Source organism: Bacillus sp. NEAU-Y102, assembly GCF_054788175.1.
Window position 1 is genome coordinate 271,684 of record NZ_JBTWFK010000005.1, and the last position, 24,726, is coordinate 296,409.

Consider the following 24,726-nt stretch of genomic DNA (forward strand, 5'->3'; position numbering starts at 1 on the left):
ATTTTCGAAAAAATATTTTAACAATCTATAAATAGATTTTCTACCTAAAACATCGTATTATCATTAGCTGCTTCACTTGGAATCTCTTGAATTACATCCCAGTGTTCGACAATCTTTCCATCCTTTATACGGAAAATATCCACTATAGCAACTCCCTTATCTTGAGAGTGAGTACGAGAATGTACATGAAGAGCAACTGTATCTCCTTCAGCTACTACACGTTTAATTTCTGCAAAAGAATTAGGGTTCTTAACAAAATCCTCCTTAAAGAAATCCATGAAAGCTTTTCGTCCATCAGCTACAAAAGGATTATGTTGCTTGTAATCCTCACTTACATATTTTTAGTAAAAAAACTCATAGTTGAATTTAATGTATCTAATTCCTTTTATTATCAGAATAAGCCTTTACAACAACTATTTATTATTTTGCATTTCATTAATTCTATAGTTTCTTTAATACACTTACCATTATCCATTGTTATATCTAATTTCTATATTGAATTTTAAACTCTCCAATTAATTCTTGTAACTCTTGTGATAGCCCACTTAATGATGTTGCTAGTTCTGCAATATCTTGTACATATACTTCTTGTTCTTTCATACTAGTCTCTACATTACTACTGCTATCCACATATGTATTAGCAATATGTGATAATTCATTTACAATCTGAATTATAGTTTGACTATTTTTAAAAATATCACTTGAATTACTCGAAGTCGCTTTAATTTGATTTGTAACAGCTTGTGCAGATTTTGAAATTTTTTCGAAGAAAGCACCACTACTTTGAACAGGAGTTATTCCTGATTCGACTTCTTTTGAGCTCTTTTGCATTGAAACTACAGCCTCTTCTGCTTCAGCTTGTGTTTCACTAATTAATTTAGCTATCCCCTTTGCAAATGCCTTCAAAAGTCGTGAGTTTAGTGTTTCACTTAACTCTTTGATGTTCGGATATTAACAATGTATTGTTAATAATCACCATTTTATAGGTACACCTACATATAGGCCAAGTATGCAATTACAGAACGTTTGTTATAAAAAAACGTAAACATGTCAAACAAAAAAGACTCAATTACTATATCTCATCCCTTCTTTTAAATATAAATCTACTACCTCGTTCTTAAATTCTACATTGTTAGTGACTCTAATTTTCCCCATAGAAAAATCCGCTCTTAACTCTCAATCAATTTCTTAAATTTCTTTTCTAATTGATCTGGTGGTAATACACCTCGTACATGAGCTACTATAATTCCATCTTTATTAACAAAAAATGTCGTCGGTAAAGAGAATACTTTATAATCTAGTCCAGCTACTCCGTCCATATCTAGTAGAACAGGAAACTCAAACCCATAGCGATTAGCAAATGCGCTTGCTTCTTGTACTGGGTCACTAACAGTAGCATTCACCGCAAAAATTTCAACATCCTTTTTATATTTATCATACATATGAACTAAGTCAGGTGCCTCCATTTCACACGGCCCACACCATGATGCCCAAAAATTAATAATATACGGTTTTCCCTTGGCATCATTTAACGACTGCAACTTTCCGTCTAATCCTTTTAATGTGATGCTAGGTGCTTTAAAACCGACTTGTGGTAATACTTCTTTCTCCTGTAGCTCTGCTTGTTTCGCTTTTCTTTCCTTTTCTTCTTTCTTTGAATTATAAAAGTTAACCCCCGCCCAAACGAGAGCACCTACTAGTATAATAGCAATTAGTTTCTTCACTTTTCTTCCTCCTCATTTTTAAAAACCTGTAAATCCACCGAATAGACGAATAAAGAATGCTGTCATTTCCGTCATTTGATTTGTATACAATAAAATACCTGTAATATATGATAAATAAGATATATATAGCGATAAAAAGTATAATGATATAAATGACAACACTCTATCCACACTACATAGAGTAGTGTTTACCCTAAAAAAAAGAGGCTATATGCACTCTCCGACAATAAGTACAATCGACACACAGAATAACCCTATTGTTACATATACCGAGTTCGTATGTAACGGAATAGTAAACTTAGCAACCTTTTCATTTAACACTTGCTCGATTCGTAAATTTATTGCTGTTTTTGCAAATGAAGCTGTAACACATCGATTTTCCATTGTCTTTATTTTAATTAATTTTAATAACGCGCTACCTAACTCAAATGAAGATTCCATTTTTTTCATCGCATATTTATCTGCTGCTAACTCTTGATACGTATGATATCGTTGTAACAATTCTTTTAATATCGGGATGTACATCATTCCTTCTGCTAATAACGTAAAACAAAATAATTTTAGCGGATCCCAATTATTTTGATGATATTCTTCATGGAAAATAATCGCATCAATCTCTTCATCTGAAAACGTCTGAAGCAAACCTTCCGACATGACAACTTTTGGACGGAATAATCCAATTGTAAACGCTGCAACTTCCGCAGTCGGCAGTATATATATTTGTTTCCCTTTTCTAATAAATGGGATAAGTACTTTTTGTACTTTTTTACTATAGAAAAATTGCCGCAAAATTCTTTTACACACAATCAATACAGTAATTAATAATAACCCCGCTATTATAATACGAACCATTGATAGTTCTTTCATATGTTTTTCTAACTGAAACAAGCAAAACTTTGAAAGGAAGAATGCCTTATTTTGAAAGAGAAATGGATATGTAACATAATACAATAACAAGCTGAAAAAGAGGGTACTAACAATGAGCGCTAACAATACGATTTTACGCATTTGCCATTTCATTTCATCGACCCTCTTTTTTTAACTGATTCAATTTGTCTTCTAATTTTTTTATTAAATTCGGATCAGCCTGCTCTAATTCATCTATCATATGTGTTACAACTAAATCTCCAAATTCCCCCACTAATTCCTGTGTCATTTTCTTCGTTTGATTGGATAAGAATTCTTCTTTCGTTTGTATAGCACGATATATGCCACTTCTTTTCACAGTCTGTTTTTCTAAGTGTAATTTCTCTACTAACCTGTTCATAACTGTCATAACGGTATTAAAATTCACAGGCGATTCTTCACTTAATTTCCGCTGGACTTCTTTAATAGTAATACCTTCAGTAGACCAAATAATCTCCATAATCTTCGCTTCAAGCGGTCCAAAGAAATGATTTAATCCTTGCTCATTTAACCTATAGTTTTGCGTAAACATCGTATGACTCCTTTCACACTACGAATTGTAGTACAAATTAAATGAGAGGTCAAACGCAAGTAATACAAACTAAAATTCACTACCTATAAATACGTACCTCATTCTATTCATTATAAGCCTAACTTATCTCCAAATGTATCAAAGAGATACTGCTCTAATATTTGTACACTAAACTTCTCATTACGCCCAAGGGCAAATAATTCCCGATCCTTCGCTACGATAGTATCTAACGGAATAACTACATTATCCACTATTTTTATAATTTCAATTATATTACTTTTTACATTTACTTCTGTTTTAAATTCAACGTTTTCTAACACTATATGTGAACGTCTTCCTGATGCAAAAAAAGTAAAATTAGGATTTTTAACAACGCCAATTTCAGTCTCTAACGCATATAAATAGTGAAAAATTACATCTCTATGTCCATCTTTTATTATTTTTTCATCCTTCTCATCGTCTAAGTATTCTTTCAGCTTCGTTGTAAATTCAAATCGAAAATCCACTTTTTTCACGCTCCTTCTTTGTATTTCATATTAAATAAATATATTGAAATAATTTTACCATATTGTAATACAACTTCCTATTAAAAGTAAAAACTGTTTTAGAAAATCGCTATTATTTCCGATACCCTTTTAAAATATAAGTATAAATTCAATATGAATGAATGCTTCATTACATCTATTTAAACATATTTTTTCCATTTTTTGAAACATTAGTATAAAATATTATATATCAATGAATGGTTTCTAATGCATTGGTATATATAGTCAGTAGTTTCTTTACTATCCCGATATACTTAAACTACATTTTCTACTTATTCATTACATATAGAGAAGGAATGTAACTCTCTTCTATCGAATTTTTATATAACAAAAATAATTAGGTGGTGCTTTACTATGAAATTAGCTGTCATTGGTGGCGGTGATTTACAAGATTCAAATCACTTGCCTATTAATGAACGCCTTATAGAATTAACAAATAAACAGTATCCAAAAGTATTGTTTATTCCAACGGCTAGTCATGATGATGAAAGCTATATAAAATTATTTTTAGACACGTTTGAAAAACAATTACATTGTGAAGTACAAATTTTACGCATTACAACAGATTCACCTTCTAAGTATGAAATAGACGAGATGATTCATTCAGCCGATTTAATTTATCTAGGTGGCGGAAACTATATTCACATGCTTACGCAATGGAAAGAACATAGGCTTGATGAAAAATTATTATTGGCTCTGCAACAAGGAACACTTATTGCTGGTTATAGCGCTGGTGCTATGTGTTGGTTCACGTCTAGTATCCGATCAGATTATGAAGGTTCTGGTTATATAGAGAGTAATGGATGGGGGATTGTTAATAAAAGATTTTGTCCACATTATAATCAATTAAACAGAATGAACGCCTTCCATTCCTTTTTACAAAATCATCAAGGGAATATAGAAGGAATTGCACTGGAGGATAATTGCGCTTTATATATTACAGAGGAATCCTTTGAGATTATCGGTGAATCGGAAAAAGCGTGGGAGTTTTATATGAGTGATAAAACACTCATTAGACAACATTTTGATATAACTTTAAAAAGCTATTTGTAAACCTGCACTTAAGAAAAAATGTCCCTAAGTCTAATAACTTAGGGACATTTTTTCTATTTAACTAACTAATCGTGTAATTCGTTTCTTTTGCCATGAAAGCTTATAATATGCATACTGCAATATTAAGCTGACAATAAATGCTGCTGGATACCCGATCCAGATGCCTTCTATTCCAAGACTTGTATGGTAAGAGAGATAATATGCTACGGGTACTTCTACAAGCCAAATTGAAACAACTCCAATAACAGTTGGCCAAAGTACTGTACCGCTCGCTCGCATTGTCGCACTAATAATTTGTGCATGACCGAAAATTAAATAACTCCATAACGTAATCATAACTAAGCTATGAGCAATTTCAATTGTAGTTTGACTCGTTAAAAATAGTGATAAAATGTCTCTTGAGAATAAATAAATAAGAGATATTAACACACCACCGATGACGTAGTTCATAATAATTCCGGCCTTCACAACTTTCTGCAATCGATCAAATTGATTCGCCCCAATTGATTGTGCTGCAAAAATAGAAACTGTAATACCAAGGCTAACTGCTGGCATTTGTACATAACTTGCAACTTGATTCACAACGCCGTAAGCAGCTGTTGCATCCGAACCGTAACGATTTACAAATGCGATTACGGCAATCTCAGATAATGAAACTAATATCATATTTATACTTGCCGGTATACCGAGCCTTAGCAATAGCTTTAATAACTCCCCATCCATTCGAAGGTATTTTCTAACCGTTCCATCTAGTTGTAATGGGTGATTTTTCTTCTTTAAATACACAAGCATGACAATAAACGTAATAACTGTAGATATAACAGAGGCATAGGCTGCTCCATACACATCTAATTTCGGAGCTCCTAACCATCCAAAAATAAGAACTGGTAATAAAATCATATTTAGTGCTGTACTTACAATTAAAAAGTAAAATGGCGTTTTAGAATCTCCTGTACCTCTCATAAATGTTGTATATGCGAAATATAAAAATAATACTGGCATCGATATAAATAAAATCCGTGCATAATGTACACTTATTTCAATAATATTTTCTGGCGTTCCCATTAGACGCATAATATCCATCGCAAAAATACTTCCTATTATCGCCAACACAACTCCAATAATAAAGGTAAATGTCAGCGTCGTACCAACGATAGCTTTTAAACGATCTTCGTTTTTAGCACCAAACGCCTGACCAATTAAAATAGAGCTTCCTGAACCGATACCAATTACAAATGAAACGAGCAAGAAAAATAATGGGAAGAATGCTGATATAGCCGCTAAATCATTAACTCCAAGCCATCTTCCTACTACTACCATACCAAATAATTGTCCAACTGATTGTAGTACATTACTTAATAATAACGGTACTAAAAACATCGACATCGATTTCCAAATCGGTTTACTCTCACTTTCCAACTTATGTGACTCCACACCTTCTTTATTGTTATCTGCAGGTGGTTTCAAATTTCATTTCTCCTTTTATTAAACATCTATTTTCAATCTCTATCTCTTTGTATAGTTGTTATAATACTGTGCTTCTATTCATTTTCTTTTCTTATGATTATAACTTCACCCAATATTGACTTCCATCGGCTGTTCGATCTAAAAATCCATATTCGATTAAATATCTTCTTAAAGTTACGAAATCAGGGTATACATTTTCTATCACTGTATTTACTTCTTTTTCAGTATACTTTTTATTACTATCAAACTTCTTTACTAAATGACGTAATATAATTAATTTACGCTTTTGTTTTTTCGGAAATTTAGAAAGAGGTCCATCTAATCCTTCTGTAAAATGAGCTTTTAATACTTCATCATTTTCTTCTTCCGTAATATTGTATCGATCATCCACCATCGTTGCTGTTCTATGAATTGGTACAAATTTCGTTTGTACTTTTGATTTTTCTTCTGATAATTCCATTAGAGCTAAAAATACTTTTGCTTGCTTCATTTTCTCTCGCAGTGTAAATCGATGATTACGAATTGTTGATGTACTTCCGCCATCCAACTCTTTTACAATTTCTTTATCATTCAGTCCCATATGGAAAAACTGAACCATTTTCTTTTGTAAATCCGTTAAACCAGTAAATTTCTTATCCATATTTAACAAATAATCAAACATAGACATATGCTCATTTTGAATATGCAATCGGACGAACTTCTCTGCTTCATACAAAACTTGATTATCTTGATAAATAACACCTTTAATAAATGTTTCACCACAAGCTAAGCAAATGTACTCCTCTTTTTCTCCATCAAACACATACCCTTTCTTTAATTCCTCTATTGACGCATCCCAAAACTTCTCTGAAATACCACCCATACTAAACACTCCTTCAAAATGTTTATTCAAAAACCAAACAAATCACTATAACGTTTATTATCACTTCACCATCTTATCATAACACAAACAAACATTTCAACATTTCGTTTACCCATTTTACAAACTTTTATAAAAACATCTACCGAAAGGGTTTAATACAACGAAAAGCGAATATGTTTATACAAATTCATTTTATAGGATGTAAAATAGAACATGGATATTCTTCAAGACTCTTGGTTTACCGTTAAGCAAATTGCACAGAATACATATGCGATTAGTGAATATGGAACCGGTATTCATCCATTACAAAACTTCAGTATTCAATTTCAACTACAAAAAAGATGTTTCCGTATAAGAAAACACCTTTTACTTTTTATCCCACATTTAAGGGCAGTAAGACTCCCACATCAAAATTCAGCGGAAGCAAAGAAGTTAAATGAGGGCGGGCTGCCCGTAAAAGCCCGATTGGTGAGGGCTAATAATCAGTTGATTAAATTTTCAATTTATATATTCTATTTACAGTCTCTACTAAAATCTTACTTGCTTGTACAAATGTATGCTTTCGATTTCTATCTTCAACAAATTTATTAGCACAACTACTCATAATCATCATACAACTAATTATGACTAACACTATCTTTCTATTCTTGTAAGTCACTTCATGTCACTCCACTATTACAAAACTTCTTTTGAATTTATCCTATCAAGAAATTTTACATGAATAATAAAACGTGTGAATATGCAATTCTGCATATTCACACGTTTTATCACAATGTTATGATTTAATTTAGTTAAAGAACAAGTATACCGAGGTGACTAACTTGAAATTTAAAGCGAAAAAAAATCCATTCCACGTCATTTTCATTACATTATTTCTAATTATTTTTTTCGTTTCGTTATTCTTCCAAAATGAAAATTCTATTTTTTTCACTCTCATGATGCTATTAAATATCGTGAATCTTTCTTCATTCTATTTCTCTCACTACAACGTAACGGAATCATCTCTTGTTGTAAAACACGGTTTCATACTTCGTACTGAAATCCCATTTAAAGACATTCGCCATATTAAGTACTCTGGCAAAAAACTTCGTTCAAAAAAATGGACTAGGCAACAATTAGAAATTAATTATAATTTATTTGACTCAGTGACCACTTTCGTACCACAAGAAGAAGAAAAATTCATTTCACTCTTAAAAGAGAACTGCCCACAGATGAAAGTAATGAATACGCCTGCTAACAAATAATATATTTTGAAGCTTGCAGTATTGCAAGTAGATGAAACATAAAAATGAACATCAAAAAGGCCAAGATTCTATACTAAGAACCTTGGCTTTTTCTATTACTCTTTTGGACCAATCATTTTCTTTGGATCTACAATTTCATCAAATTGCCCTTCTGTTAGTAGCCCAGATTGCAATGCTGCTTCTTTTAAAGTTAACCCTTCTTTATGAGCATGCTTCGCAATTTTCGCTGCATTTTCATATCCGATATGTGGGTTTAGCGCTGTTACAAGCATTAGTGAACGATTCACATTTTCATTAATTACTTCTTCATCTGCTTCAATACCAACTGCACAATTGTCATTAAACGAAACAATTGCATCCGCCAATAAGTGAGCTGATTGTAAGAAGTTATAAGCAATAACAGGTTTAAATACGTTTAACTCAAAGTTACCTTGGCTCGCAGCAAATCCGATTGTTGCATCATTCCCCATCACTTGCGCTACAACCATCGTTAATGCTTCACTTTGCGTTGGATTTACTTTACCTGGCATAATAGAGCTTCCTGGTTCATTGGCTGGAATAATAATTTCTCCAAGACCACTACGTGGACCACTTGCAAGCCAACGTACATCGTTAGCGATCTTCATTAGATCTGCAGCTAATGCTTTTAATGCACCGTGAGTATATACAACTTCATCATGGCTCGTTAATGCATGGAACTTATTTGGTGCAGAAACAAATTGTTTACCTGTAAATTGACTAATTTCCTCTGATACCATCTCACCAAATTTAGGATGAGCATTAATACCTGTTCCAACCGCAGTTCCACCAATTGCTAACTCTTTCATATATGTATTGCTCTCTGCAATCATACGCTCTGTTTTTTCAAGCATACGGTGCCATCCGCTAATTTCTTGCCCTAAAGTTAACGGTGTTGCATCTTGTAAATGTGTACGACCAATTTTTATAATATGTTCAAATGCAGTTACTTTTTCTGCTAAAGTTCCTTTTAATTTCCTGATTGCTGGTAATACGTGATTTTCTACTGCGATTACACAAGCTACATGGAGCGCCGTTGGAAATGTATCATTTGAACTTTGTGACATGTTCACATCATCATTTGGATGAATATGTACGTCAGATCCATTCTCTTTCAAAATTTGATTCCCACGATTTGCAATTACTTCATTCACATTCATGTTTGACTGTGTACCACTACCTGTTTGCCATACGACAAGCGGAAAATGTTCATTCCATTTCCCTGCAATCACTTCATCAGCAGCTTCTACAATTGCTTCTGCTTTTTCTTCTGATAGCTTTCCTAATTTTTGATTGCTAAGCGCTGCACTCTTCTTTAAAATTACAAATGCTTTTACAATTTCAAGCGGCATTTGCTCTGTTCCAATTGGAAAGTTTTCTTTACTACGTTGTGTTTGTGCTGCCCATAATTTATCAGCTGGAACTTTTATTTCTCCTAATGTATCTCTTTCAATTCTGTACTCCATGTTTTCATCCCCTTGAAAATATAATACCTACATCTCTTATAATAACAGACTTTTTCTTAAATGATAAGAATTCTCACTCTTATATATAGATATTCTATATTTATTTTAAAAAATTCCTCTTGACCTAAACTTAAGTTTAGGCTGTATCCTTTCCATTGTAACCTACTATAACACTACTGGAGGAATTCAATATGAAAAAATATGCTTTTATAACAGGTGCGAATAAAGGAATTGGATATGAACTTGTTCGTCAATTAGCAGAAAAAAATTATCACGTATTTTTAGGTGCTCGTAATGAACAATTTGGACAACAAGCCGTAGACTCTTTAAATATTTCAAACGTTTCCTATATTCAAGTAGATATTTCAAATTCACAATCCATTCAAGAAGCAACAAAGAAAATTCACGAAACGACTGACCATTTGCATTTATTAATTAATAACGCAGGCATTGCATTAGACTTCAATACGCTACCTAGTGAATTAAATATTGAAACTTTACGCCAAGGATTTGAAGTTAACTTTTTTGGAACTTTCCAAATGATACAAGCCTTTTTACCATTATTAAAGAATTCAAGCAACAGTAAAATACTAAATGTAACAACTGACATGGCCTCACTAACAATGTTTGCTAATGGTGAAACACATCCAATCAATACACTAGGATATAATTCTTCCAAAACTGCTATTAATGCTTTAACATTAGCTTTTAGTAAAGAATTTGCTACTAACGGTCCAGAAGTATTTGGGATAACTCCTGGTTTTACAACTACTGATCTTAATGGAAATTCCCCTGGTGGCCATACAACTATTGAAAGTGCTAAAATTATTATTAAATATGCACTAAGTGAAACAAACTATAATGGTAAAATACTAAATAAAAATGGCATTATACCTTGGTAACAAAAGGATGAATGATATGTATTATACAATTGGGCAAGTCGCCAAAATGCAACACTTAACTATTTCTCAAATACGTTATTATGATAAACAAGGACTGTTCCCTTTTCTGCAAAGAAATGAAAAAGGAGATCGAGCTTTTGATGAAGAAGCACTCAAATACTTAGAAATGATTTTGTGTTTAAAAAACACTGGTATGCCTATTCAAAAAATAAAACAATTTATCGACTGGTCTATGGAAGGAGAATCTACCATCTTTCAACGGTTGGAATTAATGAAACAACAAGAGACCAATGTCTTACAGCTCATCCAAGACACTGAAAAAAACTTAAAAAAGATACAACAAAAAATTGCTAAATATGAGAATGAAATAACTTCAGCAGATGCTATTACAAAATAAAAAATCACCTTCTACATATTGTAGAAGGTGATTTTTATTTTATGATGCTTGCTTTCCTTTATCTGCATCATCTACATACCAGATGAATTTGCCTGTATATCCGTAAATAACTGCTAAAATTAACGATACGAAGCTTAACCACATAAACGGAACGTATGAGAACGTTGCTACACCTAAAATACCCGCCATAAAAATACCATTATCAGACCATGGAACCATACCTGAAGTTAACGTTCCACCTACTTCTGAGTTACGCGCTAATACACGACGGTCTATTTTTAATTTATCATAGCTATCTTCCATAATTTTTGGTGTTAAAATTAGTGATACATACATCGCACAACCAAATATATTAGCTAAGAATGCCACGATTAATGTAGACAATGTTACATTACCTGCAGAATTTAATTTCTTCTCAAATTTTGATACGATTACTTTTAAAACACCTAGTTTTTCAAGTAATCCACCAAATCCTAAACCGAAAATAATAACAGCTACTGAGCCAAGCATGCCGTTAATTCCACCACGGTTTAATAACTTGTCAACAAACTCAACACCAGATTGAATTGAGAATCCGTTATAAGCTGTTCCAATCGCCTCTCCAAAGTTCATCCCTTGGAAAAGAGTTGCCCAAATTGCACCAATTAAAGCTCCCATTGCAATTGTTGGCATAGACGGTTTCTTCATCGCTAATAGAACGATAACAATGACCGCTGGAATAAGCATCCATATTTTAATATCAAATTGCTTTAATAAAGCTTCTTTTAAAAATTCTACTCGATTCAAATCTACATTATCGCCGCCATACATCCAACCAGCTACAGTAAACATAATACTAGTAATAATATAAGCTGGAACATCTAATACGAGCATAGCTCGAACGTGAGCAATAACATCTACTTTCGCCATAGAAGCTGCAAGAACTGTGCTATCAGAAAGTGGTGATAATTTGTCGCCGAAATAAGCTCCTGAAAGAACTGCACCAGCAACAAGCGGAAGTGGTAAACCAAGTCCTTCACCAATCGCCATCATAGCAATACCTGCTGTTCCCACTGTTCCCCAAGACGTTCCTGTTGCGATAGAAGTTATAGAACAAATAATTAATGTTGCTAATAGGAATATGCTAGGGTGAATAAATTCTAATCCATAATAGATTAATGTTGGTACTACCCCACCAGCAATCCACGTTCCAATTAAAGCACCTACTGCAACTAAAATCAGTATTGCTTCTAATCCGTTAGAAATCCCTTTCGTAATTGCATCTTGCAATTCTTGATAACGAAATCCTAATCTTAATCCAAGCGCAATTACTAAAAACCATGAAATAAATAGCGCTAATTGAATTGGGAGATCAAAAATCGTTTGGAAGGAAAAGACAACAGCAAGAAATAGTAATAAAAGAACTATGATTTCTAGCATCGATGGTAATCTTACACTTTTCATTTTTTTCTCTCCTTACAAGTCGATAACATGACGTATGTCGTCTTACATGTATGTAATATACAATTAGCGAAGACAAAACAAAATTTTCATATTATTTCGATTTATTTTTCCAGTATAATATATTCACAACCCTTTCTATTGTAAAAGTAGATTACGTTTTTCGCAATGAAAAATATAAAAAATGTTGTATTTTTATTTATCCCGATATTTTCGGCCAATAAGACCTCCGCCTTAAAATTCAGTAAGCGCAAAGCACTTAGATAAGAAATTAACTACTGTAAAATTCCGAATTGATATGAACGTATTAAAGCTTCACTTTATTTACAAAGAACAATCCCATACTAACTTTTTTAATATTTGCTGCAACAAAACTTTTTACAACTATCTTCACTTTTTAATTAACACCATTATTTTCTACGCAAAAAATAGGGCACACATCATTAAAATGATGCATGCCTTATCTTTATTTATACATATTTTGTATTTCTTCTTTATTTTTAAGTATTTCCTCAAACTTATCACTACAACCCTTCGGAAATAACACTCCCAGTCCATATGAATGCGCAAATTGAAAATGAGGGTACTTCGCTTTTACCTCATCCCAAAACTGATATACGCCGAAATCACCACTTCTAACTTCAATATCATGAAATAATACAATACCGTTTTTCGCGACTTTCGGTAGCCATGTGTTATAATCGTGAGAAACAGCTTCATACGTATGATAGCCATCAATATGCAAAAGATTTATCGTTTCATCTTGAAACTGGTCTACAGCATCATCAAAAGTAGATCGAATTAAATTTCCTATATTAAGGTAGTTATCGCTCACTACTTTTTCTACTATTTGAAAAACCCCTTCTCCATATGGACCTGTATGCCCATCTCCAGCCCAAGTATCTACTGCAAAGCATTTAGTCGATAACCCTCCATCTTTTACTCCCTGACAAAAACTGAAGAAAGAAGCACCTAGATGTGTACCTAACTCAACTAAAGTTTCTGGTTTTTCAAATCTTACTAAGTCATATGCAAAATCTAAATGTCCACTCCACGCAGATTGTGACCGAATAATAGGACTAAATGTTTCAAATTCAAATGATGGTTTATGAGTAACCCAGTTCATCGCATAACTCCTTCTGCACATATTTTTAACAAACCAAATTACTCTTATCTTTATTTTTTTATCGCCATGATTATGATTCTATTTCATGAAAATATGAAGAATTTATTCTTTTCTATTGAGGTAAAGCGTCATATACATATGGTTCAGTTGGCTTATCAATTTTCTCGATTTTGTTTACTTTTACAAGTGGAAAGACTGTTCCTTTATATGTCGTTTCATCTAATAATCCTGTTATTTTCACCCATGTTTCTTTTGGAATTTTCCCAACGTTTTTCCCGGTAACAATCATCCCCCAGACTGATGCATCCGCAATACAACAAGTTATGCCATATCGAGCCACTACTGCTTTATTACCCGTCACATCCTTATCATTATATATAAACCCTGAGAATATAATTTCTTTCCCTTTAAACCCTTTTACATCTTGACCAATTATACTCATTGTTTGAACATAATCCTTATCCTCTACTTGTAGTTTATGCTGTCCTAACATACTTTTTACTACTTGCTCTTCCGTTTCATAAGTCGTTGATAAATTTGATGTTTCATCTGGATCATCGAATACCTCTCGCCCATCAAAATCATCCTGTTTCCCCTCTTTTTCGTTCCCTTCCATACTTCTCGCCTGTACACTTTGATTCATACCCCTTTTTCCTGCTAAACTTCCATCAATTGTTACATTTCCAAATAGAAAAGCACTAATAATCGGAACAACAAATAAAACATATACAAAGAAACTTTTCATCCCTGATTTTAATGCTGTATGATGCTTACAACAATTACAATCATCCTCTTTTTCTCTCCCATCTCTCCAAACTTGTAAAGAACCAAGAAGTAAAATCACTACAAAAGCTATATACGTAAATTTAATCATTTTTGGAGCGATAAAATTATAAATATTCCCTGTTACAAGTAGTTTAAATAAGAGCATTGCTAAACCAATTAAAATAATGCCACGAATATAGCGATGATATGCCTTCTGCTCCTCTTTCTCCATTCTTTCTCACCTCCTATAACATTATAATTTGCAGGATGGTATACACAGATACAATGACAATTCCCATTAAAAAGAATACAAATTTCTTTTGAAAATATGCAAATAGCATTAACGTATTCTTCATATCAAGCATCGGCCCAAACACAAGAAATGCGAGAAGTGCCTTTACTGAGAAAACATGTCCAAAAGATGCCGCTATAAAAGCATCGGCTGCAGAGCAAATTGATAAAACATAACCAAATCCCATCATAATAAAGGGGGCAATTACTTCGTTATGTGCTACTGCATCCAGTACATTCCGATCAAAAAACGTTTGAAATACACTTGCTAAAAAAGCACCAATCAATAAATACTTACCAGTATCAAAAAACTCATCTACAGTGTGATTCATAACATCTTTCCAACTCTTTTTTTTGCTTGTTTGAACTGAAACCTCTACGTCTTTTAAAACATTTCTTTCGCGATAGCAATAATACACAATTAGACCTATGAATAGAGCAACTAAAATTGTTATCCCAAAGCGTGCATATACAACATAATCATTTTTTTGAAACGCATATACAGTAGATAAAAAAACGACTGGATTCATAATGGGTGCACTCAGTAAAATAACAATGCCTACATGAAGTGGTAACCCCTTTTGAATGAGCCTTCTTACAATTGGTATAATGACACATTCACACATTGGAAAAAGAACTCCCACAAATACTGCTGGAATCATTGCAACAATCGGAGATTTCGGCATTACTTTTTGAATCATATCTTCCGTCACAAACACTTGAATAAATGAAGAAACAATTACCCCTAATAAAATAAAGGGTATTGCTTCAAAAATGATACTTAAAAATACTGTATTCACATTCAACCATTCCTGTGGTAAATTTTTGTGCAAATTTGCTAGACTTGTAAAATCTACAAAAAATAATAAAAAGAGAAACATAGCGATAAGAGCTATGCCTACTAATTCTTTTGAAACTCTATTAAAGACCAAGCTTCTCGCCTCCATTTTATTTATATGTAAACATGTGCTTGTCCAAATGCTTCATACTACAGCACAAATTTTATAGTCTATTTCTATTCTCAAATCGTAATCATTATGATTTATTATTGATTTTTCTTTTTCCATCGTTTAATATAAAACGTAATCATTACGATTTAAAGGGGAGATCATTTCATGAAAAAAGTACCTATCACTGTATTAAGTGGGTTTTTAGGATCTGGAAAAACTACCTTACTACATCACATTTTGACTAATAAGAACAACTTAAAAGTAGCTGTTATCGTTAATGATATGAGCGAAGTAAACATTGATGCATCTCTTATAAAAAAGGGTGGTTTTTCACGTACGGAAGAGAAATTAGTAGAAATTCAAAATGGTTGCATCTGCTGTACACTACGAGAAGATTTAATGATAGAAGTGGATCGTCTTGTTGAAAATGGTGATATTGACTATATTATTATTGAATCTTCTGGTATAAGTGAGCCTATTCCAGTTGCTCAAACGTTTACTTATACAGACGAAGTTCTTAACATTGATTTAACGAGAAATTGTCGCCTCGATACGATGGTTACAGTTGTAGATGCAAATAGGTTTTGGGATGATTTTGCAGATGGAGAAAGTTTATTAGACCGAAAACAAGCAATCGATGAGAATGATACCCGGGAAGTTATTGATTTATTAATAGATCAAATTGAGTTTGCAAACGTAATTATTCTTAATAAAATAGATTTGCTAGAAAAAGAAGATGTGATAGAGCTTCATCATTTACTAAAAAAATTAAATCCTAATGCAAAAGTTCTTAAATCTTCGTTTAGCAAAGTACCATTACAAGAAATTTTAAACACAAATCTATTTAATTATGAAGAAGCCAGTCAATCGGCCGGCTGGATACAAGAATTAAATAGTGAACATCATACACCGGAAACGGAAGAATACGGTATCAATTCCTTTGTTTACCGTCGCAAATATCCTTTCCATCCCGAGCGCCTTATGAATTGGCTAGAAAAATGGCCTTTAGATGTTGTAAGAGCGAAAGGATTCTTCTGGCTCGCATCTCGTAATAATATGATAGGGCTTCTATCTCAAGCAGGTTCCTCTATTACAATTCAAGGAGCCGGTGAATGGATAGCCGCATTACCTGAAACTGAAAGAAATCAAATGATTGCAGAAGAACCAGAAGTATTAAAAAACTGGGACGAGCGATATGGAGATCGAATAACTGAGCTCGTATTTATCGGTATTGATATGAATCGTTCTGTGATTGAACAATCATTAGATGATTGTCTATTAACAGAAAAGGAAATGGAACAAAAGTGGAATACATTTATTGATCCTATTCCGGCTTTTACTTATACTTCATAATAATTAATAAAAGGCTTCAGTAGAATGAAGCCTTTTTATTTTATAGCACTCTTATTTAATAGGTTTGCTTTAATTATAAATGCAACTGTACCTAAAACAATTAATATAGTATATATGTTACCAACTACATCACCTATTTTTTCTAAGCCAAGCGGTAATATTATAGTAGCAACTCCGACTATATAAGAAAATGCTCCTGAAAGCTTCACTAATTTATTTTTATCTCCAACAAACGTTTCTTCTTGATATCCTGCTAACAAAAACAACCTCTAAAGAACAGCACCCTATTATTCAAGCGCTACAAAAACAAGATGAAAAACAAATGGAACAAATGATGTCTCAAAACTGGCTCCGTCCCATGAAAGAAATACAAAAAATGATTTCTATGAAATAATAAAGCTGGCTACACAAAAGTGTAACCAGCTCCTTATTTACTAATCTATGTGCTATGCCTGAATATTTGCGTAATCCTCAATATCTTCATACTCTTTTTCTAATTCCTCTAAAGACAGCTCGTATAATTGTCGGTCACGAATTTTAAACACACCTGCTCCAATTAACTCATCAATTAAATGCCTCTTACGATTTTCAACAGCAAAACGGAGTTGACTACTCATCTTTAAAAAAACTCCTTTCCACGATCATTGAAAATGATAATCTTTATCAATTACCACTTTTGATTATAAAAGATGACTCTTTATAAGTAAAGTAATTTCATGAAATATTTACCTGACAAAGTATTTGTGGCCACATTATATATATGTATGCCGTGCGAAAAATGTTATGACACATTTTCTTATCCTTTTTCTTTCATACTTTGCAGGTTGTCTCACTATGATTAAATTCACCATCTATTTCTACTTGAATGGTGACATGTTCTACATGAAACTTCTCCTTTAATACATCCGTAGCCTCTTTTAATACATTTTGCGTTTCATCACCTTTAATAATCAAATGGCAAGTTAATACTTGAAAATCAGATGTGACAGACCATATGTGCAAATCATGAACTTCTTTTACAACCGTAATATTTAATAATGTACTTTTTACCTCTTCAACATTTATGTGCTGGGGTGCACCTTCCATTAATATATGGACGGTATCACGTGTTACACGCCATCCACTAATAATGACTAAAATAGACACAAGAATACTAGCAATCGCATCAGCAACCGTCCATCCGAAAAATTTAATACATAGCGCTGCAATAATCGCTCCGACTGATCCTAATAGATCGCCTAATACGTGGAGGAAAGCACTTCTTAAATTCAAGTTCCCCTTCACATCTCCGCCTCTCATTAATATCCAAGCTGATAAAATATTAATAAGCAGACCAAGTACAGCAATAATGAGCATCCCATTACTAGCAATCTCAACTGGTTCTTTAAAACGGCGGATTGCTTCAATAAAAATGTATACCGAAATGACAATAAGAACGACACCGTTACATAATGCTGCTAACATTTCGACTCGCTTATATCCATATGTTTTCGCAGTTGTTGCTGTTTTTTCTCCGAGCTTAAACGCAAGTAAACTTAAGGCTAAAGATACCGCATCACTTAACATATGCCCCGCGTCAGATAATAGTGCTAAGCTATTTGTTACAAATCCACCAACAACTTCTGCAATCATAAAACTTGTTGTTAGTAGGAAGGCAATTAGTAACGCCTTTTTATTTTTTGAATGACCATGATCATGCGAATGTCCCATACGAATACTCCTTTAAGTACAATATCTGTATGTTAGTATGAAACAAACTCCCCATCTTTATCCCGAATTGACTGATTGTAAACGCCCGCTTCCTCTGTATACACACTTCGCTTCTTTTTAAACAATCCCTTTTTCTCAAATAAAACAAGACTACTTCTTTTTTATTTTCATATTGTTTACTAATGAAAGAATTTTTAAGGAGGTTACTAAAATGAAACGTTTATTTCTCTGTATGGAACGTGAACTTGTTGTAGTGAAAGAACAATATGATGACTATGAAACGACTTACCACTTACAAAATATGCAACCTACCTGTATCGCTGTTGATCCATTTCAAAAAAATCGTGTATATTGCGGAACATTTGGACGAGGTCTATGGTTAAGTGACGATAGCGGGGATTCATGGAGACCAATTGGAGATTCTTATCGTTACTTTGATTTTCCTAAAGAAGATGGTATTTTGCACTCCTCTATCACTTCCATAACAATAAGCTCAAATGAACAAGTTAACGGATATGGTGTCGTTTATGTCGGCACAGAACCGAGCGCTTTATTCCGCTCTGAAAATGGTGGTGAAACGTGGACTGAACTTAAAAATATGAAATCATTATTATCTTCTTATACGTGGGCATTTCCGCCTAGACCTTTTACCCATCACGTACGCTGGATTACAGTTGATCCAAACAACCCTAATACAATACACGTTTCAATCGAAGCTGGTGCTGTTATTCAAAGTAATGATAAAGGGCATACATGGATCGATAAAAAATTCGGTGCCCCTATCGATGCTCATCAATTACTTATGCACCCTGAAGCACCAAATCGCCTTTATGCATCATGTGGTGACGGATTTATGGGCGGACCTGATCGTGCATATCTTGAAAGTTATAACAATGGAAACAGCTGGATCTCATGCAGTGAAGGACTTGAACATCATTATTTATACAGCATGGCTATCGATCCCGCTGATTGCAATACGATTCTCGTTTCAGCTGCACCGAGTGCTGATCTCGCTCATCACCATATTCCTTATGAATCTTATATTTATCGAAAAACGAAAGATACTCCTTTCCAGCAAGTACAACAAGGACTACCATCCGCAATCGGTACAGTCATTTCGATGTTTGCGACAAACAAGGCAGAACCACATACGTTTTACACGTTAAATAACAACGGCGTGTTTCAATCCAGTGATAGCGGCGAATCGTGGGAACAACTAAACATTCCGTGGAAAGATGAGTATAAAACGCAGCATCCACATGCGTTACTCGTAACTAGTTTTTAGCGAAAAGAGAGACTGCCTAATGTTTTTAGGCAGTCTCTCTTCTATTTCTTTAAATCAATTACGATATCATCTAGAACAATATCTTTACTCTTCGCTTCTTTTTTCGGCACTTCAATTTTCTTCTCTTTTCCATTCACATACTCCACTCCACCATGATTTTCAGGTGTATGCACTCGCAAATTCACATGAGGCGTAACGATAAGCTTTGTAGCATTTTTATTCAATTTTTGGAATGTAGTACTCCAACTACTTTTATGTGGTTCTGCTACTGTACCCGTTCCGCCATTTCCTTCACCAGCGTATTGATTTCCTAAATCATCTTTTATTTCTAGCTCAACATCTGCACTATCCCATATACGCCTTAATGCCTTAGATTCTTCCTGATTATAAAAAACGATAAATGACATAGGTGTTACTTCCATTTTGTCTATATTTACTTTTATACCTTCTTTTTCGGAAATCCCATTAACTTTTATATCCTTACTATCCATCGCCTTTAAAGTAAGAGCAAAATTCCAATTCCCTTTTATTGATTTTTTTTCTTCGTATATATTAATTGATTCCATATTCCATCTAACATTTGCAACGTCCATTCTTTTACTACCAAGATCACTTGTTGTAGTCATACCTACATATTTTTTATCTCCTACTTTCGTAGTTTTAGAACTTCCAGCCGCACCATTAGACATGCTTACTTGCGGGGAACCAAATATGCTCGGATGCTCTCCTAAGTCTTTTTCACTTTCGATAGAATACGTTATCGTTACAGTTCTCCCATCAACCACAGCATCATTAATTGTAACCTTAACCCCATTACTCTCTCTCGTCATATTCAATTCAGTCGAAAACTCTTTATAATTTTCATATAGCCCTGTTCTACCATTATCTAAAAATCGGAATATATCTCCTACTATAGGAAGACCTCCAGCATAGGTTGGAAAACCAATACCAAGTGTTGCAACTGATAATCCTACTAAAATAGATGCAGCAGCGACACCTTTTTTCCAACTTTTCATCTTTTTCTTCGTACGTATCGATTGTTTTACATTACGCTTCACTTTTTCTTTTTCAATTTCAGAAGCCTCAATTTCCTCTAGTTCTTTTTCATCTATATCAATATCATTCAATAGTTCATAAATGTCTTTCATATTGCACTACCTCCAAAACTAATTTTCGTAGCATTTTGTTGTAGTTTCTTTTTCCCCCGGTACACTCGATTATCTATAGCGGCTCGAGTTAATCTTAATTTTTCTCCAATTTCCTCTGTCTTCATACCGAGGAGATATTTCATAATGAATACCTTTTGATCTAACGGTTCTAATTGATTAATGAGCTTCAATAATTCTTCCCTATCTTCCATAACGATTAATTCGTCTTCTGCTGATTTTTCTGTACTGATATGAAACTCATCTGAAATAATTTCTACTTTTTTAGTCGCTTTTCGGTAATAATCAATTGCTTTAAACTTTGCAATCGCTGCAATCCACTTTTTAAAATCACTCGGCTCTCCATGGAATTTATTTGCGTTATTCCAAATGGAAAGAAATATATCGTTTATACATTCCTCTATGAGTCCATCATTTTGAATTGGAAGTAGAACTTTATGCGTGATCCCCTTTATGAGTGGTAAGTATGTATCGACAACAAATTCTAACGCGTCTTCTTTTTGCCGCTGTAATCTTTTTATAAAATTTTTCTCATTTGATTTCATGTAGCGATTCCCCTTATTGTTTTGTAAAAGCTTTTACACCCTATATAACGTCTGAAGAAATTTTTTCTCTCATCTTTTTTATTTTTTGTATGTAATGGAATCCTTCCCCTTAGCCATTGTCTCACATGACTATGCGTTCAAAGAAAATTTTCTCAAGTCTACAATTTAATTCATGTAGTACACTATTTATATAGTCATTCTTTAATTTGGTGTACATTTTATTTCATTAATATATTTTTTAAATTAGGAGATGAGATGTGTATGTGTGGAATTACAGGTTGGGTAAATTGGAATAAGGATCTCTCCAATGAACATGTTATTTTAGAAAAGATGGCAAATAGTATCCAGCATCGTGGTCCTGATGCTGAAGGATTTTGGTTTTCACCTCGCGCGGCCTTTGCACACCGACGTTTAATTGTTATTGATCCAGAAGGCGGGACGCAGCCGAAGACATTTCGTGCTGGTGATTATACGTATGCTCTTACTTATAATGGAGAAATTTATAATTTCCGTGAACTGAGAGAGCAACTTCAAAAATGTGGTCATACATTTGAAACCCATTCAGATACAGAAGTATTACTACATGCTTATTTAGAATGGAAAGAAGACTGCGTACGACATTTAAACGGAATTTTCGCTTTTGCATTATGGGATGAACAGAAGCAACAATTGTTTTTAGCACGAGATCATTTAGGTGTAAAACCGCTCTTTTTTACAGAAAGAAATGGCAGTATTATTTTCGGCTCTGAAATTAAAGCATTATTAGCGCATCCATCTGTCCCTGCTGAAATTGATGCGGATGGAATAAATGAAATATTTGGATTAGGCTTATTTCGCACTCCAGGATGTGGTGTGTTTAAGCATATTCAAGAAGTACGTGCTGGACATTCTATAACATTTACACGTCATAAAAAAGTAGTTACGAAGTATTGGAATTTAGAAAGTAAGATCCATACAGACTCTATAGAAGATACATCTTCGCATATTTTATCTATTTTACAAGATACAGTAAAAAGACAATTAATTGCCGATGTTCCTCTCGTTTGTATGTTATCAGGCGGATTAGACTCTAGCGGTATTACTGCACTTGCAGGTAAAGAATTTGCAGAGGAGCACGAAACACTTCACACGTATTCAATCGACTTTTTAAATAGCGCCAAAGATTTCGAGCTGACATTTGCTCGCACTGGCTTAGACGCTCCTTGGGTAAAACGTGTTTCCGAACATGTAGGGACATCGCATCATGACATTATTGTGAGTGCTGAAGAATTAGCAAATCACTTATTCGTTCCCCTCCATGCGAAAGATTTGCCAAGTGCAGGCGAAATGGAAACTTCACTATATTTACTATTTTGCGAAATGAAAAAAGATGCAACCGTAGCTTTATCTGGTGAATCGGCTGATGAAGTATTCGGGGGATATCCTTGGTTTCATCAAGAAGAACTACTGTATGTAGATAAGTTTCCGTGGTTAACAAACTGGAAAAACACATCTTCTCTATTATTAAACGAAGTAACAAAGCAATGTAATCCTGAACATTATATCAATAAAAGATTCCATGAAGCTGTTCATGAAGTACCTACTCTTGAAGGGGAAAGTAAAAAATCCGCGAAACAACGCCAAATGTTTTATTTATTTTTAACGAGATTCCTTCCTTTCTTACTTGACCGTAAAGATCGTATGAGTATGGCTGTTGGTTTTGAAGTTCGTGTACCGTTTTGCGATTATAGATTAGTTGAATATTTATGGAATGTTCCTTTCAACATAAAAAGTATTGATAATATTGAAAAAGGCATTTTACGTAGAGCACTACATCCAGCTTTACCTGACGATGTACGCAATAGAAGAAAAAGCGCTTATCCAACTTCACAAGATCCACACTACTTAAAAACAATCCGTAATTTAACACTTGATATGTGTAGCAATAAAAACAATCCTATTTTCTCACTTATTAACCATTCCATCTTACTTTCAATTGCTGATCAAAGTAATAAAGAGATTAACAATTTTGAGGCAAGAAGTGCCATGGAGTATATGCTACAAGTAAATGAATGGTTGAAAACATATCATATTCATATTGCTTAACAAAAAAGAGTTCAAGGATAAAAACCTTGAACTCCTTTTATATTAATTAGCACATTGTTTATTATCAGTATCAATAGACCATCCAATAATCGTGGCACAATCTCTACCTTTCCACTGCAATACATTTGTTAATACGGGCTCAATCTGCAAGCAACTTCCGTCGTGTAATATTTCTACTAAAGATTGATCATCATCAAACCTTCGTTTGTCACACTCTAAAATACCATCTGTTGCCATTACAATGTGATTCATTCCTTTTTCTAATCCTCTTACACCTGACGTAAAGCAAGGTGTATTTGCTGCAAAAATATTTTTCCTACCAATATATTCGTAATTTTTCCGTTTATTTAATCGTCCTTTTCCATTTTTCGTTTTCTCAGAATGGAATAAATACGCGAAACAATCACCAACTGATAACCAATATAAAAATCCGCCTTTTCGTAAACAAATTAAGCAAGCGAGTTCCTCATCATCTTGATCACATTTTTTAATAAATAACTCATCTGTAAATAACGCTAATAAGTACATATGTGTATGATGAAAAGCTAAATGTATTGGATATGAGAATAACTCTTTTAGTTTTTCTTTTCTTGCCGAAATCGCTTCTATTATATAATCTATATTTTTTGTTTTGTGATGTGTATCAAAAATCATAACAAATTCAAATTGTAATTCAGGATCCCACCAAGCAAGCACCGCATCTCCTCGTTCATATGCATCACTCTCTTGATTCCCCCCATATACGCCGACTGAAAGAGGACCACATTTTTCAACATGTATTTCATCTACATACATCTGTTCATGACTAATCCATTTGAATGTATTCACAGCTATCATCCTCTCTCTTGCTAAATGTATACCTTTACACATAGATTACCTTATATTTCAATAAAA

At 33.5% G+C, this 24,726-nt stretch carries 26 protein-coding genes and 3 pseudogenes; 8 read left to right on the forward strand and 21 right to left on the reverse strand.

The window, feature by feature from the left end; translation table 11 throughout:
- Positions 1 to 44 precede the first annotated feature (44 nt).
- From ACYFX0_RS15275 to ACYFX0_RS15305, 7 genes and pseudogenes are all read right to left on the reverse strand, one after another.
- Positions 45 to 341: pseudogene (locus ACYFX0_RS15275) on the reverse strand (nuclear transport factor 2 family protein); the annotation flags it as partial.
- 142 nt (positions 342 to 483) lie between these two features.
- A pseudogene (locus ACYFX0_RS15280) lies at positions 484 to 903 on the reverse strand (chemotaxis protein); the annotation flags it as partial.
- A 266-nt stretch (positions 904 to 1,169) separates the two neighbouring features.
- Positions 1,170 to 1,724 carry a TlpA family protein disulfide reductase gene (locus ACYFX0_RS15285; protein WP_016098059.1) on the reverse strand — a complete coding sequence of 185 codons (555 nt, stop codon included), beginning with the start codon at positions 1,722 to 1,724 and terminating at the stop codon, positions 1,170 to 1,172.
- Positions 1,725 to 1,742: 18 nt separating this feature from the next.
- Positions 1,743 to 1,883, reverse strand: coding sequence for a hypothetical protein (locus tag ACYFX0_RS15290; RefSeq protein ID WP_162495423.1), 141 nt, complete (start codon positions 1,881 to 1,883; stop codon positions 1,743 to 1,745).
- Between the two features lie 48 nt (positions 1,884 to 1,931).
- Complete coding sequence (locus ACYFX0_RS15295; RefSeq protein WP_106081366.1) at positions 1,932 to 2,744, reverse strand: M56 family metallopeptidase; 813 nt, start codon at positions 2,742 to 2,744, stop codon at positions 1,932 to 1,934.
- Position 2,745: 1 nt separating this feature from the next.
- Positions 2,746 to 3,162: a BlaI/MecI/CopY family transcriptional regulator gene (locus tag ACYFX0_RS15300; RefSeq protein ID WP_016098055.1), complete on the reverse strand. Its 417-nt coding sequence runs from the start codon at positions 3,160 to 3,162 to the stop codon at positions 2,746 to 2,748.
- A gap of 110 nt (positions 3,163 to 3,272) precedes the next feature.
- The gene (locus ACYFX0_RS15305; RefSeq protein WP_016098054.1) at positions 3,273 to 3,668 is read right to left on the reverse strand and encodes a DUF3942 family protein; all 396 of its coding nucleotides are present in this window, start codon (positions 3,666 to 3,668) and stop codon (positions 3,273 to 3,275) included.
- Positions 3,669 to 4,061: 393 nt separating this feature from the next.
- Between ACYFX0_RS15305 and ACYFX0_RS15310 the strand changes: the two genes are divergently transcribed.
- Positions 4,062 to 4,760 carry a peptidase E gene (locus tag ACYFX0_RS15310; protein ID WP_016117545.1) on the forward strand — a complete coding sequence of 233 codons (699 nt, stop codon included), beginning with the start codon at positions 4,062 to 4,064 and terminating at the stop codon, positions 4,758 to 4,760.
- Between the two features lie 57 nt (positions 4,761 to 4,817).
- On the opposite strand, the gene ACYFX0_RS15315 is transcribed toward ACYFX0_RS15310, so the two are convergent.
- From ACYFX0_RS15315 to ACYFX0_RS15325, 3 genes are all read right to left on the reverse strand, one after another.
- The gene (locus tag ACYFX0_RS15315) at positions 4,818 to 6,227 is read right to left on the reverse strand and encodes an MATE family efflux transporter (protein ID WP_016098052.1); all 1,410 of its coding nucleotides are present in this window, start codon (positions 6,225 to 6,227) and stop codon (positions 4,818 to 4,820) included.
- A gap of 97 nt (positions 6,228 to 6,324) precedes the next feature.
- Positions 6,325 to 7,089 carry a DUF2087 domain-containing protein gene (locus tag ACYFX0_RS15320; RefSeq protein ID WP_016098051.1) on the reverse strand — a complete coding sequence of 255 codons (765 nt, stop codon included), beginning with the start codon at positions 7,087 to 7,089 and terminating at the stop codon, positions 6,325 to 6,327.
- A 490-nt stretch (positions 7,090 to 7,579) separates the two neighbouring features.
- Positions 7,580 to 7,747, reverse strand: coding sequence for a hypothetical protein (locus tag ACYFX0_RS15325; protein ID WP_460270870.1), 168 nt, complete (start codon positions 7,745 to 7,747; stop codon positions 7,580 to 7,582).
- Positions 7,748 to 7,910: 163 nt separating this feature from the next.
- Here ACYFX0_RS15325 and ACYFX0_RS15330 point away from each other — a divergent pair, with 163 nt between their 5' ends.
- On the forward strand, positions 7,911 to 8,333 hold the full coding sequence (locus tag ACYFX0_RS15330; protein WP_000669083.1) for a PH domain-containing protein: 423 nt from the start codon (positions 7,911 to 7,913) through the stop codon (positions 8,331 to 8,333).
- Between the two features lie 95 nt (positions 8,334 to 8,428).
- On the opposite strand, the gene fumC is transcribed toward ACYFX0_RS15330, so the two are convergent.
- Entirely contained in the window at positions 8,429 to 9,817 is a 1,389-nt protein-coding gene (gene fumC / locus ACYFX0_RS15335) for a class II fumarate hydratase (protein WP_460270872.1), read from the reverse strand.
- Positions 9,818 to 10,008: 191 nt separating this feature from the next.
- On the opposite strand from fumC, the gene ACYFX0_RS15340 reads away from it, so the two are divergent.
- Positions 10,009 to 10,719 carry an SDR family NAD(P)-dependent oxidoreductase gene (locus ACYFX0_RS15340; RefSeq protein WP_016098047.1) on the forward strand — a complete coding sequence of 237 codons (711 nt, stop codon included), beginning with the start codon at positions 10,009 to 10,011 and terminating at the stop codon, positions 10,717 to 10,719.
- A 16-nt stretch (positions 10,720 to 10,735) separates the two neighbouring features.
- A complete protein-coding gene (locus ACYFX0_RS15345; protein WP_016098046.1) occupies positions 10,736 to 11,116 on the forward strand; it encodes a MerR family transcriptional regulator in 381 nt (126 codons plus the stop codon).
- 39 nt (positions 11,117 to 11,155) lie between these two features.
- Here ACYFX0_RS15345 and nhaC read toward each other — a convergent pair whose 3' ends face one another.
- From nhaC to ACYFX0_RS15365, 4 genes are all read right to left on the reverse strand, one after another.
- A complete protein-coding gene (nhaC, locus tag ACYFX0_RS15350; RefSeq protein WP_000843986.1) occupies positions 11,156 to 12,559 on the reverse strand; it encodes a Na+/H+ antiporter NhaC in 1,404 nt (467 codons plus the stop codon).
- Between the two features lie 463 nt (positions 12,560 to 13,022).
- Complete coding sequence (locus tag ACYFX0_RS15355; protein ID WP_001104666.1) at positions 13,023 to 13,682, reverse strand: class I SAM-dependent methyltransferase; 660 nt, start codon at positions 13,680 to 13,682, stop codon at positions 13,023 to 13,025.
- Positions 13,683 to 13,794: 112 nt separating this feature from the next.
- Positions 13,795 to 14,679 carry a TIGR03943 family putative permease subunit gene (locus ACYFX0_RS15360; protein WP_000409945.1) on the reverse strand — a complete coding sequence of 295 codons (885 nt, stop codon included), beginning with the start codon at positions 14,677 to 14,679 and terminating at the stop codon, positions 13,795 to 13,797.
- Positions 14,680 to 14,692: 13 nt separating this feature from the next.
- A complete protein-coding gene (locus ACYFX0_RS15365) occupies positions 14,693 to 15,685 on the reverse strand; it encodes a permease (RefSeq protein WP_187298993.1) in 993 nt (330 codons plus the stop codon).
- A 168-nt stretch (positions 15,686 to 15,853) separates the two neighbouring features.
- Here ACYFX0_RS15365 and ACYFX0_RS15370 point away from each other — a divergent pair, with 168 nt between their 5' ends.
- Entirely contained in the window at positions 15,854 to 17,041 is a 1,188-nt protein-coding gene (locus ACYFX0_RS15370; RefSeq protein ID WP_000757662.1) for a GTP-binding protein, read from the forward strand.
- A gap of 35 nt (positions 17,042 to 17,076) precedes the next feature.
- Here the strand turns inward: ACYFX0_RS15370 and ACYFX0_RS15375 are convergent, their stop codons facing one another.
- Positions 17,077 to 17,307, reverse strand: coding sequence for a hypothetical protein (locus ACYFX0_RS15375; protein ID WP_050583512.1), 231 nt, complete (start codon positions 17,305 to 17,307; stop codon positions 17,077 to 17,079).
- Between the two features lie 8 nt (positions 17,308 to 17,315).
- On the opposite strand from ACYFX0_RS15375, the pseudogene ACYFX0_RS15380 reads away from it, so the two are divergent.
- Positions 17,316 to 17,435: pseudogene (locus ACYFX0_RS15380) on the forward strand (GntR family transcriptional regulator); the annotation flags it as partial.
- Between the two features lie 52 nt (positions 17,436 to 17,487).
- Here the strand turns inward: ACYFX0_RS15380 and fbpA are convergent.
- Both fbpA and ACYFX0_RS15390 read right to left on the reverse strand, forming a co-directional pair.
- Complete coding sequence (gene fbpA / locus ACYFX0_RS15385) at positions 17,488 to 17,658, reverse strand: Fur-regulated basic protein FbpA (RefSeq protein WP_000098300.1); 171 nt, start codon at positions 17,656 to 17,658, stop codon at positions 17,488 to 17,490.
- A 193-nt stretch (positions 17,659 to 17,851) separates the two neighbouring features.
- Entirely contained in the window at positions 17,852 to 18,751 is a 900-nt protein-coding gene (locus tag ACYFX0_RS15390; RefSeq protein WP_000510030.1) for a cation diffusion facilitator family transporter, read from the reverse strand.
- 211 nt (positions 18,752 to 18,962) lie between these two features.
- Between ACYFX0_RS15390 and ACYFX0_RS15395 the strand changes: the two genes are divergently transcribed.
- Entirely contained in the window at positions 18,963 to 20,036 is a 1,074-nt protein-coding gene (locus ACYFX0_RS15395; RefSeq protein WP_106103106.1) for a WD40/YVTN/BNR-like repeat-containing protein, read from the forward strand.
- Positions 20,037 to 20,077: 41 nt separating this feature from the next.
- Here ACYFX0_RS15395 and ACYFX0_RS15400 read toward each other — a convergent pair whose 3' ends face one another.
- Together ACYFX0_RS15400 and ACYFX0_RS15405 are read right to left on the reverse strand one after the other, a co-directional pair.
- Complete coding sequence (locus ACYFX0_RS15400) at positions 20,078 to 21,184, reverse strand: DUF4179 domain-containing protein (RefSeq protein ID WP_106081371.1); 1,107 nt, start codon at positions 21,182 to 21,184, stop codon at positions 20,078 to 20,080.
- Positions 21,181 to 21,747 (reverse strand): sigma-70 family RNA polymerase sigma factor, encoded by a 567-nt coding sequence (locus ACYFX0_RS15405; protein WP_044783488.1) that lies wholly within the window; start codon positions 21,745 to 21,747, stop codon positions 21,181 to 21,183. Before ACYFX0_RS15405 ends, ACYFX0_RS15400 begins: the two co-directional genes overlap by 4 nt.
- A gap of 261 nt (positions 21,748 to 22,008) precedes the next feature.
- On the opposite strand from ACYFX0_RS15405, the gene asnB reads away from it, so the two are divergent.
- The gene (gene asnB, locus ACYFX0_RS15410) at positions 22,009 to 23,832 is read left to right on the forward strand and encodes an asparagine synthase (glutamine-hydrolyzing) (RefSeq protein ID WP_106081372.1); all 1,824 of its coding nucleotides are present in this window, start codon (positions 22,009 to 22,011) and stop codon (positions 23,830 to 23,832) included.
- 42 nt (positions 23,833 to 23,874) lie between these two features.
- On the opposite strand, the gene ACYFX0_RS15415 is transcribed toward asnB, so the two are convergent.
- Positions 23,875 to 24,702 carry a protein phosphatase 2C domain-containing protein gene (locus ACYFX0_RS15415; RefSeq protein WP_106081373.1) on the reverse strand — a complete coding sequence of 276 codons (828 nt, stop codon included), beginning with the start codon at positions 24,700 to 24,702 and terminating at the stop codon, positions 23,875 to 23,877.
- Positions 24,703 to 24,726 lie beyond the last annotated feature (24 nt).